12 protein-coding genes are annotated in these 15,982 nt (G+C 52.3%); 3 read left to right on the top strand and 9 right to left on the bottom strand.

Annotated elements, in window-relative coordinates:
- The first annotated feature begins 254 nt into the window (after positions 1-254).
- The 3 genes from ACTJJA_RS23300 (at position 255) to ACTJJA_RS23290 (ending at position 2,558) form a co-directional block, all read left to right on the top strand.
- Positions 255-1,799 (top strand): sensor domain-containing diguanylate cyclase, encoded by a 1,545-nt coding sequence (locus ACTJJA_RS23300; RefSeq protein ID WP_337257230.1) that lies wholly within the window; start codon positions 255-257, stop codon positions 1,797-1,799.
- A 133-nt stretch (positions 1,800-1,932) separates the two neighbouring features.
- Complete coding sequence (locus ACTJJA_RS23295; protein WP_010425948.1) at positions 1,933-2,241, top strand: PTS sugar transporter subunit IIB; 309 nt, start codon at positions 1,933-1,935, stop codon at positions 2,239-2,241.
- A complete protein-coding gene (locus tag ACTJJA_RS23290) occupies positions 2,241-2,558 on the top strand; it encodes a PTS lactose/cellobiose transporter subunit IIA (RefSeq protein WP_003862327.1) in 318 nt (105 codons plus the stop codon). Before ACTJJA_RS23295 ends, ACTJJA_RS23290 begins: the two co-directional genes overlap by 1 nt.
- A gap of 115 nt (positions 2,559-2,673) precedes the next feature.
- On the opposite strand, the gene rpoC is transcribed toward ACTJJA_RS23290, so the two are convergent.
- From rpoC to tuf, 9 genes are all read right to left on the bottom strand, one after another.
- On the bottom strand, positions 2,674-6,897 hold the full coding sequence (gene rpoC, locus ACTJJA_RS23285) for a DNA-directed RNA polymerase subunit beta' (protein ID WP_420986390.1): 4,224 nt from the start codon (positions 6,895-6,897) through the stop codon (positions 2,674-2,676).
- Positions 6,898-6,973: 76 nt separating this feature from the next.
- Positions 6,974-11,002, bottom strand: coding sequence for a DNA-directed RNA polymerase subunit beta (gene rpoB / locus ACTJJA_RS23280; protein ID WP_100167617.1), 4,029 nt, complete (start codon positions 11,000-11,002; stop codon positions 6,974-6,976).
- 319 nt (positions 11,003-11,321) lie between these two features.
- Entirely contained in the window at positions 11,322-11,687 is a 366-nt protein-coding gene (rplL, locus tag ACTJJA_RS23275; RefSeq protein ID WP_006176746.1) for a 50S ribosomal protein L7/L12, read from the bottom strand.
- A gap of 66 nt (positions 11,688-11,753) precedes the next feature.
- Positions 11,754-12,251 carry a 50S ribosomal protein L10 gene (gene rplJ / locus ACTJJA_RS23270; protein ID WP_001207203.1) on the bottom strand — a complete coding sequence of 166 codons (498 nt, stop codon included), beginning with the start codon at positions 12,249-12,251 and terminating at the stop codon, positions 11,754-11,756.
- A gap of 291 nt (positions 12,252-12,542) precedes the next feature.
- Positions 12,543-13,247 carry a 50S ribosomal protein L1 gene (gene rplA / locus ACTJJA_RS23265; protein WP_006176745.1) on the bottom strand — a complete coding sequence of 235 codons (705 nt, stop codon included), beginning with the start codon at positions 13,245-13,247 and terminating at the stop codon, positions 12,543-12,545.
- 3 nt (positions 13,248-13,250) lie between these two features.
- Entirely contained in the window at positions 13,251-13,679 is a 429-nt protein-coding gene (rplK, locus tag ACTJJA_RS23260; RefSeq protein ID WP_008503452.1) for a 50S ribosomal protein L11, read from the bottom strand.
- A 156-nt stretch (positions 13,680-13,835) separates the two neighbouring features.
- Entirely contained in the window at positions 13,836-14,381 is a 546-nt protein-coding gene (gene nusG, locus ACTJJA_RS23255; RefSeq protein WP_003862341.1) for a transcription termination/antitermination protein NusG, read from the bottom strand.
- 1 nt (position 14,382) lies between these two features.
- On the bottom strand, positions 14,383-14,766 hold the full coding sequence (secE, locus tag ACTJJA_RS23250; RefSeq protein WP_003862342.1) for a preprotein translocase subunit SecE: 384 nt from the start codon (positions 14,764-14,766) through the stop codon (positions 14,383-14,385).
- 229 nt (positions 14,767-14,995) lie between these two features.
- A partial coding sequence (gene tuf, locus ACTJJA_RS23245) for an elongation factor Tu (protein WP_440669305.1) occupies positions 14,996-15,982 on the bottom strand: 987 nt, incomplete at its 5' end.

The following is a 15,982-nucleotide window of genomic DNA, read 5'->3' as shown; positions in this document are numbered from 1 at the left end:
TCCTATTCTGCTTTCGTCAGCAACGGATGCTGTCCAGGGCGAAAAGCTTCTTCCTCGTTTCGCCCTGCCTCCGCCCAAACATAACAAAAGTTGAGAAAATAAAAATAATGAGTAATTTCTTAATGATTCTTAAGATAAATCATCTCGCCTGAAATCCTGTTCCGTATAATTCGCTACCAACCTCAGGACAGCGACTAAGCTGAGAGAATATCAGCAGGCGTAACGTATTCATCATCTGGATTAATCTACAGCTCATGGCACTTCACAGTAAAAAGCTCTCTTTCACCCGGCCGATTATGGTCAGCTTTGCGGGGATCCTCTGCAGCTTCGCGCTGATCGCCGTGTTGATTACGCTTTCTCAGAGAAAGGATTTTCTGGAGGATTATCATAAGATTAATGGTAATTTCACCCATAACCTGGCGGTGAACTATACCGAATCCATCCTGCGTGAAAACGACTATATTCTGGGGCGTGCAGCGATGTATTTTGCGCGCAATGACCGGCTGAATCAGACAATCAACGTCGATCCGGCACAAGGGCTGCAGATGTTAATGCATTTGCAAAACCTGATGCCGACCGTGTCGTCCATCTCTTTGACAGACACGCAGGGGCATTATCTGCGCGCGCCGGAAGTGCTTCCAACGGAAAAGAGCAAGACATTCGACGCGCGAACCCGCCCGTGGTTTATAGGCCAGGCAGAGGCCAGTATCTTTAGCCACTATACCAGCCCCTATATGGACTACTTTACCGACCATCCAACCGTCACCCTCTACAAACCGGTGATTTCACCCGAAGGCAGGCTGAAGGGAACGCTCGCTTTTCATCTCGATTTGACCTCTATGGGATACACCCTCCGTCAAATGGTGGCTCCCGTACAGGGTGAATTTTTCGTCGTCGAACGCGATGGTGCCGTGGTACTTCACCCGGACACGGGCGCACTCTTTAAACCGTACGTCAGCGAAGCGCTGATGGACAAAATGACCAGCGGCGAAGGCCATTTATTCGATCCAAAAAGCAAATCCTGGTACTACTACTACTCCTTCACCAACCCGGACTGGTTTGTTATTTATCGGGTATCCGACGCCACGCTTACCGCCATTACCCGCCACGAAACCGTTGTTGTCAGTTGGGGATTTGCACTCGCAGCCATTATCATCATTCTGTTTGGTTTGTACCTGCGCCATGCTTCCCGTACTGTGCTGATGAATATTATCAACGCCATCAAAACCGGGGATGTCAGCCAGGCCCCGCGCCTTGAGGCGATGCTCAGCCATACCATTCAGTCTAACAAAGAGCGTGAACAAGCCTATGTGCGTCAGGCAACCCATGATGCATTAACAGGCTGTAAAAACCGCCGCGCTTTCGACAACGATGTGGATGAACTGCTGAACGCCCATCAGCCTTTCGCGCTGGCCCTGATCGATATCGATAACTTCAAATCCATTAATGACACCTGGGGACACCTGAGCGGCGATATTGTTTTGCGTAACGTTGCCCGCGAGGGGATCCAGATCATGCAGCCCCATCACATCTCTGTTTACCGCTACGGCGGCGAAGAGTTCGCGGTGATCTTCCATACGGAGCCGATCGCTACCGCTCACGCGCTGCTGGAAGCGTGGCGCACCGCCGTGGAACGGCGCGTCTGGCGTGAGGAAAACCTGCACGTGACGTTCAGTGCGGGCCTGGGGGAATGGCACTTCGAGCCGCTGGAGCACTTTGTAGGCAGCGTCGATGGCGCGCTTTACACGGCAAAACAGCAGGGGAAAAATCGTATCGTTCGTACATCTGACAGCGAGTGACCACAAAATTGTAACCGGTTTCAGAAAAATGCCGATTTCTTTGTGATGCCTGACACACAATCACGGTAAAGCGGTTGTTGAAGCGGTCTGCACGGGATAATTATCAATAAACACATGTAGATCGAGGCTGATTATGAAGAACATCGTTTTATGCTGTGCAGCGGGAATGTCAACCAGCATGCTGGTTCAACGTATGAAAGATGCCGCGCAGAAAAAAGGGGTTGAAGTCACCATTAAAGCCGTTCCGGTCGCGGAGTTTAAAGACAATATCGCGACGGCCGACATCGTATTGCTGGGGCCACAGGTAAAATACGAGCAGGCGAAACTTCAGGCGCAGGCCGACCCGCTGGGCAAAAAAGTCGCGGTGATCGACATGATGGATTACGGCATGATGAAAGGTGATGCCGTACTGGAAAAAGCGCTCAAGCTGCTGGAGTCATAATGGAAGACTTAGAAACCACAATCATGGAACTGCTGGTGAACGCGGGCGCGGCGCGAAGTGCTGCTCTGACCGCACTGCAGATGGCACGTAAAGGCGACTTTGACGAAGCCGAGAAGGCGATGGAAGAGTCGCGCGAATATGTGAAGCATGCGCACACGATCCAGACGCAGCTTATCGGTCTTGACGAAGGGACCGGGAAGCTTCCGGTTAACCTGATCACCGTTCACTCCCAGGATCACCTGATGAACGCGATGGTCATTCAGGATCTGGCGGGCGATATGATTGAACTTTATCGACGGATCCCGTTGGTAAACTAATAACATACAGATGTAAAAAAACCCGCCGAGGCGGGTTTTTTATTGTCGGGTGGCGCTACGCTTACCCGACCTACGAGGCATATGCCCGGTAATGTTTATTACCGGGCATCAACGATTACTCGTTGTCGGAACCGCCCAGACCTGCGTTCAGCAGTTCTGCCAGGCTCGCGGATGCATCTTCTGCAGTGACCTGCGGTGCAGCTGGCAGTTCGCCTGCAGCACGACGACGCATACGATCCTGGTGGTACGCATAACCGGTACCTGCCGGGATCAGACGACCCACGATAACGTTCTCTTTCAGACCGCGCAGTTCATCACGCTTACCAGCAACAGCCGCTTCGGTCAGGACACGCGTGGTCTCCTGGAACGATGCTGCAGAGATGAAGGACTCGGTTGCCAGAGACGCTTTGGTGATACCCAGCAGATCGCGTGCGAAGGTCGCACCGATTTTGCCGTTCGCTTCCAGATCGCGGTTAGCAATCTTAACGCGAGAGTATTCAACCTGTTCGCCTTCCAGGAACTCGGAGCTGCCTGCGTTTTCGATGGTTGCTTTACGCAGCATCTGACGAACGATAACTTCGATGTGCTTATCGTTAATCTTAACGCCCTGCAGACGGTAAACGTCCTGTACTTCGTTGGTGATGTAACGCGTTACCGCGTGTACGCCACGAAGACGCAGAATGTCGTGCGGAGCTTCTGGACCATCGGAAACCACGTCACCACGTTCTACACGTTCACCTTCGAACACGTTGAGCTGACGCCACTTAGGAATCATCTCTTCGTACGGCTCGCTGCCATCTACTGGGGTGATAACCAGACGGCGTTTACCTTTGGTCTCTTTACCGAAGGAAATGATACCGCTGATTTCAGCCAGGATTGCAGGCTCTTTCGGACGACGTGCTTCAAACAGGTCCGCAACGCGTGGCAGACCACCGGTGATGTCCTTGGTACCGCTGGATTCCTGAGGAATACGCGCCAGAGCATCACCCGCACCGATCTGAATGCCATCTTCCAGCTGTACGATCGCTTTACCCGGCAGGAAGTACTGCGCAGGCATGTCGGTACCAGGGATCAGAACGTCGTTACCCTGACCATCAACGATTTTCAGTGCAGGACGCAGATCTTTACCACCGGCAGTACGTTCAGCAGAATCCAGAACCACCAGAGAAGACAGACCGGTCAGCTCGTCGGTCTGACGAGTAATGGTCTGGCCGTCGATCATGTCAGTGAAGCGGATGAAACCACTTACTTCGGTGATAACCGGCATGGTGTGTGGATCCCAGTTTGCAACAGTTTCACCGCCGGCAACCTGCTCGCCATCACCTTTCGCCATAACCGCACCGTAAGGCACTTTATAGCTCTCTTTGGTACGACCGAATTCGTCGATCAGCTTCAGCTCGGTGTTACGAGAGGTCACAACCAGCTTGCCTGCGGAGTTAACAACAGACTTCGCGTTGCTGAGCTTGATGCTACCTTTGTTTTTCACCTGGATGCTGGATTCAGCAGCCGCACGAGATGCCGCACCACCGATGTGGAACGTACGCATCGTCAGCTGTGTACCCGGCTCACCGATGGACTGTGCCGCGATAACGCCGATTGCTTCACCTTTGTTGATGATGTGGCCACGCGCCAGGTCACGACCGTAGCAGTGCGCACATACACCAAAGTCGGTGTCACAAGATACAACGGAACGCACTTTCACTGAGTCAACAGAGTTCGCTTCCAGCAGGTCACACCAGTGCTCATGCAGCAGCGTGTTGCGTGGAACCAGAATGTCTGCAGTGCCCGGCTTCAGAATGTCTTCCGCGGTCACACGACCCAGCACGCGATCGCGCAGTGGCTCTTTAACATCACCACCCTCGATAACCGGGGTCATGGTGATACCTTCGAGGGTGCCACAATCGTCTTCGGTCACAACCAGATCCTGCGCAACGTCAACCAGACGACGCGTCAGATAACCGGAGTTTGCTGTTTTCAGTGCGGTATCCGCCAGACCCTTACGAGCACCGTGCGTGGAGATGAAGTACTGGAGTACGTTCAGACCTTCACGGAAGTTCGCGGTGATTGGCGTTTCGATGATGGAGCCATCTGGCTTCGCCATCAGACCACGCATACCTGCCAGCTGACGAATCTGTGCTGCGGAACCACGCGCACCGGAGTCGGCCATCATGTAGATGCTGTTGAAGGAAACCTGCTGCTCTTCTACGCCGTCACGGTTAATCACGGTTTCGGTCTGCAGGTTATCCATCATCGCTTTGGATACACGATCGTTCGCCGCTGCCCAGATATCGATAACTTTGTTATAGCGTTCGCCTGCGGTTACCAGACCAGACTGGAATTGCTCCTGGATCTCAGCAACTTCGGCTTCCGCTTCAGAGATGATCTCGTGTTTCTTCTCTGGGATGACCATGTCATCGATACCAACAGATGCACCTGAACGCGCTGCATAAGCAAAGCCGGTGTACATTGTCTGGTCAGCGAAGATTACGGTCGGCTTCAGACCCAGAATGCGGTAACAGGTGTTCAGCATTTTGGAGATCGCTTTCTTGCCCAGCGCCTGGTTGACGATGGAGAAAGGCAGACCTTTCGGTACGATCATCCACAGAATGGCACGGCCAACGGTCGTGTCTTTCAGGCTGGTTTTCGCAACGAATTCGCCGTTGTCATCTTTTTCGTATTCGGTGATACGCACTTTAACGCGCGCATGCAGAGAGGCCAGGCCAGCGCGATAAATACGCTCAGCTTCTTTCGGGCCAGTCAGCACCATGCCTTCGCCTTTGGCGTTAACACAGTCACGGGTCATGTAGTACAGACCCAGTACAACGTCCTGAGAAGGAACGATAATTGGTTCACCGTTCGCTGGAGACAGGATGTTGTTGGTAGACATCATCAGCGCACGCGCTTCGAGCTGGGCTTCCAGCGTCAGCGGTACGTGAACAGCCATCTGGTCACCATCGAAGTCGGCGTTATAAGCCGCACAAACCAGCGGGTGCAGCTGGATAGCTTTACCTTCGATCAGGACTGGCTCAAATGCCTGGATACCCAGACGGTGCAGTGTTGGTGCACGGTTCAGCAGTACCGGGTGTTCGCGGATCACTTCGTCCAGGATATCCCAAACGACAGCTTCTTCACGCTCAACCATTTTCTTAGCGGCTTTGATGGTGGTGGCGAGGCCACGCAGTTCCAGCTTGCCGTAGATGAACGGTTTGAACAGCTCCAGTGCCATTTTCTTCGGCAGACCGCACTGATGCAGACGCAGGTATGGACCTACGGTGATAACAGAACGACCGGAGTAGTCAACACGCTTACCGAGCAGGTTCTGACGGAAACGACCCTGTTTACCTTTGATCATGTCTGCCAAAGATTTCAGAGGACGTTTGTTAGAACCGGTGATCGCACGACCGCGACGACCGTTATCCAGCAGGGCATCGACCGCTTCCTGCAGCATACGTTTTTCGTTGCGTACGATGATGTCCGGCGCAGCCAGATCCAGCAGACGTTTCAGACGGTTGTTACGGTTGATAACGCGACGATACAGATCGTTCAGATCGGACGTTGCGAAACGACCACCATCCAGCGGTACCAGTGGACGCAGATCTGGCGGCAGAACCGGCAGAACGGTCAGGATCATCCACTCTGGCTTGTTGCCAGACTGAACGAACGCTTCCAGCAGTTTGATACGCTTGGTCAGCTTTTTACGCTTGGTTTCGGAGTTAGTTTCGTTCAGCTCTTCACGCAGCTGCTCGCACTCTTGCTCCAGATCCATGCTCTTCAGCAGGGCCTGGATAGCTTCCGCACCCATCTTCGCGTCGAATTCGTCACCGAACTCTTCCAGCGCGTCCAGATACTGTTCTTCGGTCAGAATCTGGTTACGTTCCAGGTTCGTCATACCGCCTTCGATCACAACATAAGATTCGAAGTACAGAACACGTTCGATATCGCGCAGCGGCATATCCAGCAGCAGGCCGATACGGGACGGCAGAGATTTCAGGAACCAGATGTGAGCAGTCGGAGACGCCAGCTCGATGTGGCCCATACGCTCACGGCGTACTTTGGTCTGGGTCACCTCAACGCCGCATTTCTCACAGATCACACCACGGTGTTTCAGGCGCTTGTACTTACCGCACAGGCACTCGTAGTCTTTTACTGGCCCGAAAATACGCGCACAGAAAAGGCCGTCACGCTCAGGTTTGAACGTACGGTAGTTGATGGTTTCCGGCTTTTTAACTTCACCAAAAGACCATGAACGGATCATGTCTGGCGAAGCCAGAGCAATTTTGATCGCATCAAACTCTTCGGTTTTAGTCTGCGCTTTCAGAAACTTTAATAAATCTTTCACGGATTTGCTCCCGTCGGAGTTAGCACAATCTGGTGTCGGGGGTTAACCCGACACCAGTGACCTGTTTGAGCGAGAATTACTCGTCTTCCAGTTCGATGTTGATACCCAGCGAACGAATCTCTTTCAACAGTACGTTGAAGGATTCTGGCATGCCCGGCTCCATCTGATGGTTGCCGTCCACGATGTTCTTATACATCTTGGTACGACCGTTCACGTCATCAGACTTAACGGTGAGCATTTCCTGCAGGGTGTATGCTGCGCCGTATGCTTCCAGCGCCCACACTTCCATCTCCCCGAAGCGCTGACCACCGAACTGAGCCTTACCACCCAGCGGCTGCTGAGTAACCAGGCTGTAAGAACCGGTAGAACGAGCGTGCATCTTGTCGTCGACCAGGTGGTTCAGTTTCAGCATGTACATGTAACCTACGGTTACTGGACGCTCGAACTGTTCACCGGTACGGCCGTCAAACAGCGTAATCTGACCAGACGTTGGCAGACCACCCAGTTGCAGCAGCTCTTTAATTTCAGCTTCTTTTGCACCGTCGAATACCGGCGTTGCAATTGGCATACCCTTACGCAGGTTTTCCGCCAGACGCAGAACTTCATCATCGCTGAAGGTGTTCAGGTCGACTTTCTGACGCACGTCGGTACCCAAATCGTAGGCACGCTGGATGAATTCGCGCAGTTTCGCGACTTCTTCCTGCTGCTTCAGCATGGCGTTAATCTTGTCGCCGATACCTTTCGCAGCCATACCCAGGTGGGTTTCCAGGATCTGACCGATGTTCATACGAGACGGTACGCCCAGTGGGTTCAGTACGATATCTACCGGCGTACCGTTAGCATCGTGCGGCATATCTTCGATCGGGTTGATCTTAGAGATAACACCCTTGTTACCGTGACGACCTGCCATCTTGTCACCAGGCTGGATCTGACGTTTAACGGCCAGATACACCTTAACAATCTTCAGCACGCCTGGTGCCAGATCGTCGCCCTGAGTGATTTTACGGCGTTTCGCTTCGAGTTTTTTCTCGAACTCGTGTTTCAGTTCGTCATACTGCTCAGCCAGCTGTTCCAGCTGATTTTGTTTCTCTTCATCGGTCAGGCCCAGTTCCAGCCAGCGATCGCGTGGCAGTTTGTCGAGCTTCTCAGCTTCAACGCCACCGGCAACCAGCACCGCATAGATACGGCTGAACAGACCCGCTTCGAGGATCTGCAGTTCTTCAGACAGGTCTTTCTTAGCCTGTTTGAGCTGCATCTCTTCGATTTCCAGCGCACGCTTATCTTTCTCAACGCCGTCACGGGTGAAGACCTGAACATCGATAACCGTACCGGAAACACCGTTTGGTACGCGCAGAGAAGAATCTTTAACGTCAGACGCTTTCTCACCGAAGATTGCACGCAGCAGTTTCTCTTCTGGCGTCAGCTGGGTTTCACCTTTAGGCGTAACCTTACCAACCAGAATGTCGCCGCCGGTCACTTCCGCACCGATGTAAACGATACCGGATTCATCCAGTTTGGAGAGCGCAGCTTCACCCACGTTAGGGATGTCAGCGGTGATCTCTTCTGGCCCCAGCTTGGTGTCACGGGACACGCATGCCAGTTCCTGAATGTGGATGGTGGTGAAACGATCTTCCTGAACCACACGCTCGGAGACGAGGATGGAGTCTTCGAAGTTGTAACCGTTCCACGGCATGAACGCTACGCGCATGTTCTGACCGAGCGCCAGTTCACCGAGGTCGGTGGACGGACCGTCTGCCAGCACGTCGCCGCGCTCAACTGGCTCACCCAGAGATACGCAAGGCATCTGGTTGATACAGGTGTTCTGGTTAGAACGGGTGTATTTGGTCAGGTTATAAATGTCGATACCCGCTTCGCCCGGATACATCTCGTCTTCGTTAACTTTGATAACGATACGGGATGCGTCGACGTACTGAACGGTACCGCCACGCTTAGCAACTGCAGTAACACCGGAGTCAACGGCAACAGCACGTTCCATACCGGTACCAACCAGCGGCTTATCAGCACGCAGAGTTGGAACGGCCTGACGTTGCATGTTCGCACCCATCAATGCACGGTTGGCGTCATCGTGTTCCAGGAAGGGGATCAGGGACGCACCGACGGATACCACCTGCTGGGTGGATACGTCCATGTAGTCAACCTGGTCGCGGCTGAACAAGCTGGATTCGCCTTTGCTACGGCAGGTAACCAGATCTTCTACAAAGTGGCCTTCGTCATCCAGGTTGGAGTTCGCCTGAGCGATAACGTAGTTGCCTTCTTCGATAGCAGACAGGTAATGAATTTCGTCGGTAACAACACCGTCGGTCACTTTACGGTACGGAGTCTCGAGGAAACCGTATTCGTTAGTCTGTGCGTACACGGACAGGGAGTTGATCAGACCGATGTTTGGACCTTCAGGCGTTTCGATTGGACACACGCGACCGTAGTGGGTCGGGTGTACGTCTCGAACTTCAAAGCCTGCGCGCTCACGGGTCAGACCGCCCGGGCCGAGTGCAGAGATACGACGTTTGTGCGTAATCTCAGACAGCGGGTTGTTCTGGTCCATGAACTGAGACAGCTGGCTTGAACCGAAGAACTCTTTCACTGCTGCAGAAATCGGCTTGGCGTTGATCATATCCTGAGGCATCAGGGTATCCAGATCGCCCAGAGACAGACGCTCTTTCACCGCACGCTCAACACGCACCAGGCCAACGCGGAACTGGTTTTCCGCCATTTCGCCTACGGAACGGATACGACGGTTGCCGAGGTGGTCGATATCATCCACTTCGCCTTTACCGTTACGGATATCGATGAGCTTCTTCATCACTTCGATGATGTCGTCTTTGCTCAGGATACCGGAACCTTCGATCTCATCACGCAGCAGAGAACGGTTGAACTTCATACGACCAACCGCGGACAGATCGTAGCGGTCTTCGGAGAAGAACAGGTTCTCGAACAGGCTTTCCGCCGCTTCGCGAGTTGGTGGCTCACCAGGACGCATCATGCGGTAGATTTCTACCAGCGCGCTCAGACGATCGGTGGTTGGGTCGACACGGATAGTTTCAGAAATATACGCGCCGTGGTCCAGATCGTTGGTGAACAGCGTTTCGATACGTTTGTGGCCAGACTGGCTCAGCTTAGCCAGCAGATCCAGGCTCAGCTCCATGTTCGCTGGGCAGATCAGCTCACCCGTTGACTCGTCAACGTAATCTTTCGCGGCTACTTTTCCTGCAATGTACTCAACCGGAACTTCGATGAGTTTGATATCATCTTTTTCCAGCTGGCGGATATGGCGCGCGGTGATACGGCGACCTTTTTCCACATACACTTTGCCGTCGGCTTCGATGTCGAACGACGCGGTCTCACCACGCAGACGTTCCGGCACCAGCTCCATCTGCAGCTTGTTGTCGCGGATTTCAAAGATCACTTTCTCAAAGAACAGGTCCAGGATCTGCTCAGTGGTGTATTGCAGCGCACGCAGAATGATGGTTGCAGGCAGCTTACGACGACGGTCGATACGGACAAACAGGTTGTCTTTCGGATCGAACTCGAAGTCCAGCCATGAACCACGGTAAGGAATGATGCGTGCGTTATACAGTACTTTACCGGAAGAGTGTGTTTTACCTTTATCGCTGTCGAAGAAGACGCCCGGGCTACGATGCAGCTGGGAAACGATAACACGCTCAGTACCGTTGATAACGAAAGTACCGTTGTCTGTCATGAGTGGAATTTCACCCATGTAGACTTCTTGTTCTTTAATGTCTTTAACGGTGCCTTCCGGCGCTTCGCGCTCGTAGATCACCAGACGCAGTTTTACGCGCAGCGGTGCGGAATAGGTCACGCCACGGATCTGACATTCCTGAACGTCAAACACCGGTTCGCCAAGGCGGTAGCTGACGTACTGCAGCTCGGAGTTACCGCTGTAGCTCTGAATCGGGAACACGGAGCGGAAGGCTGCTTCCAGACCGTACTGCCCTTCAGGATCTTGCTCGATAAACTTCTGGAACGAGTCAAGCTGGATAGAAAGGAGATATGGAATGTCCAGAACTTGTGGACGTTTACCAAAATCCTTACGAATACGTTTTTTCTCGGTATAGGAGTAAACCATAGGGTTCCTCAGCTCGCTGACAAGTCGACCCATCTGTCCGACGAAGGGACAGTTTGTGCAACACCATTTTGTGGACCGGAAAATTGAATACTTTCCGCAATACCTGTTGCTATCACGCTTAAATCATTTCGTCGCGATTTACACAGAGCGAGCACCCTGTCGCAATATATTAAGTCGTCGATAGAAACATGCATTGTCAGGACAACCAGCAGTCAAACAGTGTGAAATGCTACTGATGCCTTACAGCGCAAAAAGGCTGGTGACTAAAAAGTCACCAGCCATCAGCCTAATGACTTAGGCTGCAACCAGAAAAGTTGGCTTATTTAACTTCAACTTCAGCGCCAGCTTCTTCCAGAGATTTTTTCAGTGCTTCTGCGTCGTCTTTGCTCACGCCTTCTTTCAGCGCAGCTGGAGCAGATTCTACCAGGTCTTTAGCTTCTTTCAGACCCAGGCCAGTTGCGCCACGTACTGCTTTGATAACAGCAACTTTGTTAGCGCCAGCAGCTTTCAGAATTACGTCGAATTCAGTTTTTTCTTCAGCAGCTTCAGCCGGGCCCGCAGCTACAGCTACAGCAGCAGCAGCAGAAACACCGAATTTTTCTTCCATTGCAGAAATCAGTTCTACAACGTCCATTACGGACATAGCTGCAACTGCTTCAATGATTTGATCTTTAGTGATAGACATTTAAATTGTTCCTGAAAATCAGAATAAGTTTATACGTAAGCAAATGCTTTATAAAGATAACTGCGATTAAGCAGCTTCTTTCGCATCGCGAACAGCAGCCAGAGTGCGAACCAGTTTGCCAGCCGAAGCTTCTTTCATGGTTGCCATCAGGCGTGCAATTGCTTCTTCGTAGGTCGGCAGGGTTGCCAGGCGATCGATTTGCGATGCCGGGATCAACTCACCTTCAAAGGCTGCAGCTTTGACCTCAAATTTTGCATTCGCTTTCGCGAACTCTTTGAACAGACGAGCAGCAGCGCCCGGGTGTTCCATAGAGTATGCAATAAGGGTCGGACCAACAAACGTGTCTTTCAGGCACTCGAACTGAGTACCTTCAACTACGCGACGCAGCAGGGTGTTACGAACAACACGCATGTATACGCCAGCTTCACGACCTGCTTTACGCAGTTCAGTCATTTTGTCTACAGTAACGCCACGGGAATCCGCAACTACTGCAGACAGCGCGCCTTTGGCTACTTCGCTGACTTCAGCAACAATCGCTTGTTTGTCTTGAAGATTTAAAGCCATTAGCTTTGCTCCTGGATGTTTGCCGGAACTCATGTCCCGGAACTCACTTCACTCTCCCCAACGAGGAGAGCGTCTTAATACGGTGAGCAGAAACAAGCCAGAGTATTCAAAAATAATCTTAGCGTTCTGTCACCGTCTACGCAGGGGATTAAGTCTCTTGCGAAACACCTGCGGTCTTCGACGGAGGCCTGGATTAGGCCAGGCTCCAACGAACAATTCTGTTAGCCGCTAACTTTCGTTAGCAAACGTGGGGGTAAGATTGTAGACAAAATCACCGCCCACGTAAAGGCATTAGTTTGCAGCAGCGCTCAGGCCAGCTTGGTCAACTGCAACACCTGCACCCATGGTGGTGGAGATGCTAACTTTCTTGATGTACACGCCTTTAGCCTGAGTTGGTTTTGCTTTTTTCAGCGCAACCAGCAGAGATTCCAGGTTTTCTTTCAGTTTGTCAGCGTCAAAGTCCACTTTACCGATGGTGGTGTGGATGATGCCGTTTTTGTCATTACGATAACGAACCTGACCTGCTTTAGCGTTCTTAACCGCTTCAGCAACGTTAGGCGTTACAGTACCGACTTTCGGGTTTGGCATCAGGCCGCGTGGACCCAGAACCTGGCCCAGCTGGCCAACAACGCGCATTGCATCTGGAGAAGCAATAACAACGTCAAAGTTCATTTCGCCTTTCTTGATCTGATCAGCCAGATCTTCCATACCTACCAGTTCAGCGCCGGCAGCTTTAGCAGCTTCAGCGTTTGCACCCTGAGCAAATACAGCTACGCGAACGGAACGGCCAGTACCGTGTGGCAGTACAGTTGCGCCACGAACGTTCTGATCGGATTTACGAGCGTCGATGCCCAGGTTAACGGCAACGTCAACGCTTTCAACGAACTTAGCAGTTGCCAGTTCTTTCAGCAGAGCGATAGCTTCGTTGATGTCGTACTGTTTGGTCGCATCAACTTTGTCACGGATCACGGACATGCGCTTGGTCAGTTTAGCCATTTCTTAGTCCTCCACTACCAGGCCCATGGAACGTGCAGTACCTTCGATTGAGCGAGTCATCGCTTCAATGTCGGCACCAGTCATGTCGGCAGCTTTGGTCTGCGCGATTTCCTGCAGCTGAGCGCGGGAAATTTTACCCACTTTGTCTTTGTTCGGTTTACCGGAACCAGACTTGATACCAGCCGCTTTCTTCAGCAGAACTGCTGCTGGAGGGGTTTTGGTAACGAAAGTGAAAGAACGGTCAGCGTAAACAGTGATTACGACTGGGATTGGCAGACCTTTTTCCAGGGATTCAGTTTTTGCGTTGAACGCTTTACAGAATTCCATGATGTTCACACCCTGCTGACCCAGAGCTGGACCAACTGGTGGACTTGGGTTCGCCATACCAGCTGCAACCTGCAGCTTGACGTAGGCTTGTACTTTCTTAGCCATTCTAAAATCCTCTGATTGGGTAATAGCGCCTCAGAGAGGCTCCCCGTGAATAAAATTCGTTTTACGGGCCGTAACCCATAAAAACAAAAGGCGCGAAATTGTATTCCAATCTCGCGCCTTGTGCAACGATTAAATCGTTGCTTTTTTGATCGCTGCTTAGGCTTTTTCGACCTGTGCAAAGTCCAGCTCTACCGGGGTCGCACGACCGAAGATAGAAACAGACACTTTCAGGCGGGACTTCTCGTAGTCCACTTCTTCAACGACGCCGTTAAAGTCAGCAAACGGACCGTCATTAACACGAACCATCTCACCCGGTTCAAACAGCGTTTTCGGACGCGGCTTATCACCCACCTGCTGCAGGCGGTTCATAATCGCATCAACTTCTTTATCGCTGATTGGCGCCGGACGGTCAGACGTGCCGCCGATAAAGCCCATCACGCGCGGTACGCTGCGCACCAGGTGCCAGCTCGCGTCGTTCATCACCATCTGAACCAGCACGTAACCCGGGAAGAATTTACGCTCGCTTTTGCGACGTTGGCCGCCACGGATTTCGACCACTTCTTCGGTCGGAACCATAACTTCGCCAAATAACTCTTCCATGTTGTGTAATTTGATATGCTCACGCAGCGACGTAGCTACGCGGCCTTCAAAACCGGAAAACGCCTGAACGACGTACCAACGCTTTTTAGGGGCTTCAGACATCTTAGAACCTCAGGCCAGTGATAAAGGAAACCAGGCGAACCAGAATACCATCCAGTCCCCACAGGATCAGTGACATTACAGCGGTAACCGCCGCTACGATCAGCGTGGTGTGCAATGTTTCCTGGCGAGTCGGCCAAATGACCTTGCGGACTTCGGTACGTGCTTCGCGAGCGAAAGCGACAGTCGCTTTGCCTTTTGTCGTCAACAGCGCGACACCACCCGCTGCAGCAATCAGAATCACCACTGCAAGCGCGCGTAGCGGCAGCATCATGTCACGATAAAGATAGTTGCCAACAATTGCCACGATCAGCAGCACGGCTACAACTACCCATTTCATCGCTTCCAGGCCGCGCCCGCTCCCTTGAGCTTCGGTATTCGCACTCATAAACCAACCTGTCAGAAGTATTCTACAAACATTTTCACCCCGCGATTGCGAGGCAAACCAAATCGAAATGCTTATTCGCTTTTCGGATTATACGCTCTCTGCAGAGCCTGTCTCAGCAATGATTATGACAAAAATAATCACTGATGAGCCAGGTTCTGATGTGAAAGCGTGCAAAAAGGGCATCAAATGATGCCCTTTTATTGCGCATTGCGTCAAATGTTATCAGCGATTAGCCGAGAACTTTAGCAACAACGCCCGCGCCAACGGTACGGCCGCCTTCACGGATTGCGAAACGCAGACCATCGTCCATCGCGATTGGGTGGATCAGAGTCACAACCATCTTGATGTTGTCGCCTGGCATTACCATCTCAACGCCTTCTGGCAGTTCGATGGTACCGGTCACGTCAGTTGTACGGAAGTAGAACTGTGGACGGTAGCCTTTGAAGAACGGAGTATGACGGCCGCCTTCGTCTTTGGACAGGATGTACACTTCAGATTCGAACTTGGTGTGTGGCTTGATTGAGCCTGGCTTCGCCAGAACCTGACCACGTTCGATTTCTTCACGTTTGATACCACGCAGCAGAACACCAACGTTCTCACCAGCACGGCCTTCGTCCAGCAGTTTGCGGAACATTTCAACGCCAGTACAGGTAGACTTAGCAGTCTCTTTGATACCAACGATTTCAACTTCTTCGCCAACTTTGATGATACCGCGCTCTACACGACCGGTAACAACGGTACCACGACCGGAGATGGAGAATACGTCTTCGATTGGCAGCAGGAATGGCTTGTCAATCGCACGCTCTGGTTCTGGGATGTAAGAATCCAGGTAGCCAGCCAGTTCGATGATTTTTGCTTCCCACTCTGCTTCGCCTTCCAGCGCTTTCAGCGCGGAACCACGAACGATTGGAGTGTCGTCGCCTGGGAAATCGTACTGAGACAGCAGTTCACGAACTTCCATCTCTACCAGTTCCAGCAGCTCTTCGTCATCAACCATGTCGCATTTGTTCAGGAACACGATGATGAAAGGAACGCCTACCTGACGACCCAGCAGGATGTGCTCACGAGTCTGAGGCATTGGGCCGTCAGTCGCAGCAACAACCAGGATCGCGCCGTCCATCTGCGCAGCACCGGTGATCATGTTTTTAACATAGTCGGCGTGGCCTGGGCAGTCTACGTGTGCGTAGTGGCGAGTCGGGGTGTCGTATTCAACGTG

This window comes from Enterobacter sp. 22452 (genome assembly GCF_052045065.1).
Lineage (GTDB): Bacteria > Pseudomonadota > Gammaproteobacteria > Enterobacterales > Enterobacteriaceae > Enterobacter > Enterobacter mori.
This window is presented reverse-complemented; position numbering and strand designations above follow the sequence as displayed.

What these genes read in the sequence shown, in the direction of transcription:
- ACTJJA_RS23300 (WP_337257230.1), top strand. Translation starts at nt 255, where the DNA reads ATGGCACTTCACAGTAAAAAGCTCTCTTTCACCCGGCCGATTATGGTC.
- ACTJJA_RS23295 (WP_010425948.1), top strand. Translation starts at nt 1,933, where the DNA reads ATGAAGAACATCGTTTTATGCTGTGCAGCGGGAATGTCAACCAGCATG.
- ACTJJA_RS23290 (WP_003862327.1), top strand. Translation starts at nt 2,241, where the DNA reads ATGGAAGACTTAGAAACCACAATCATGGAACTGCTGGTGAACGCGGGC.
- rpoB (WP_100167617.1), bottom strand. Translation starts at nt 11,002, where the DNA reads ATGGTTTACTCCTATACCGAGAAAAAACGTATTCGTAAGGATTTTGGT.
- rplL (WP_006176746.1), bottom strand. Translation starts at nt 11,687, where the DNA reads ATGTCTATCACTAAAGATCAAATCATTGAAGCAGTTGCAGCTATGTCC.
- rplJ (WP_001207203.1), bottom strand. Translation starts at nt 12,251, where the DNA reads ATGGCTTTAAATCTTCAAGACAAACAAGCGATTGTTGCTGAAGTCAGC.
- rplA (WP_006176745.1), bottom strand. Translation starts at nt 13,247, where the DNA reads ATGGCTAAACTGACCAAGCGCATGTCCGTGATCCGTGACAAAGTTGAT.
- rplK (WP_008503452.1), bottom strand. Translation starts at nt 13,679, where the DNA reads ATGGCTAAGAAAGTACAAGCCTACGTCAAGCTGCAGGTTGCAGCTGGT.
- nusG (WP_003862341.1), bottom strand. Translation starts at nt 14,381, where the DNA reads ATGTCTGAAGCCCCTAAAAAGCGTTGGTACGTCGTTCAGGCGTTTTCC.
- secE (WP_003862342.1), bottom strand. Translation starts at nt 14,766, where the DNA reads ATGAGTGCGAATACCGAAGCTCAAGGGAGCGGGCGCGGCCTGGAAGCG.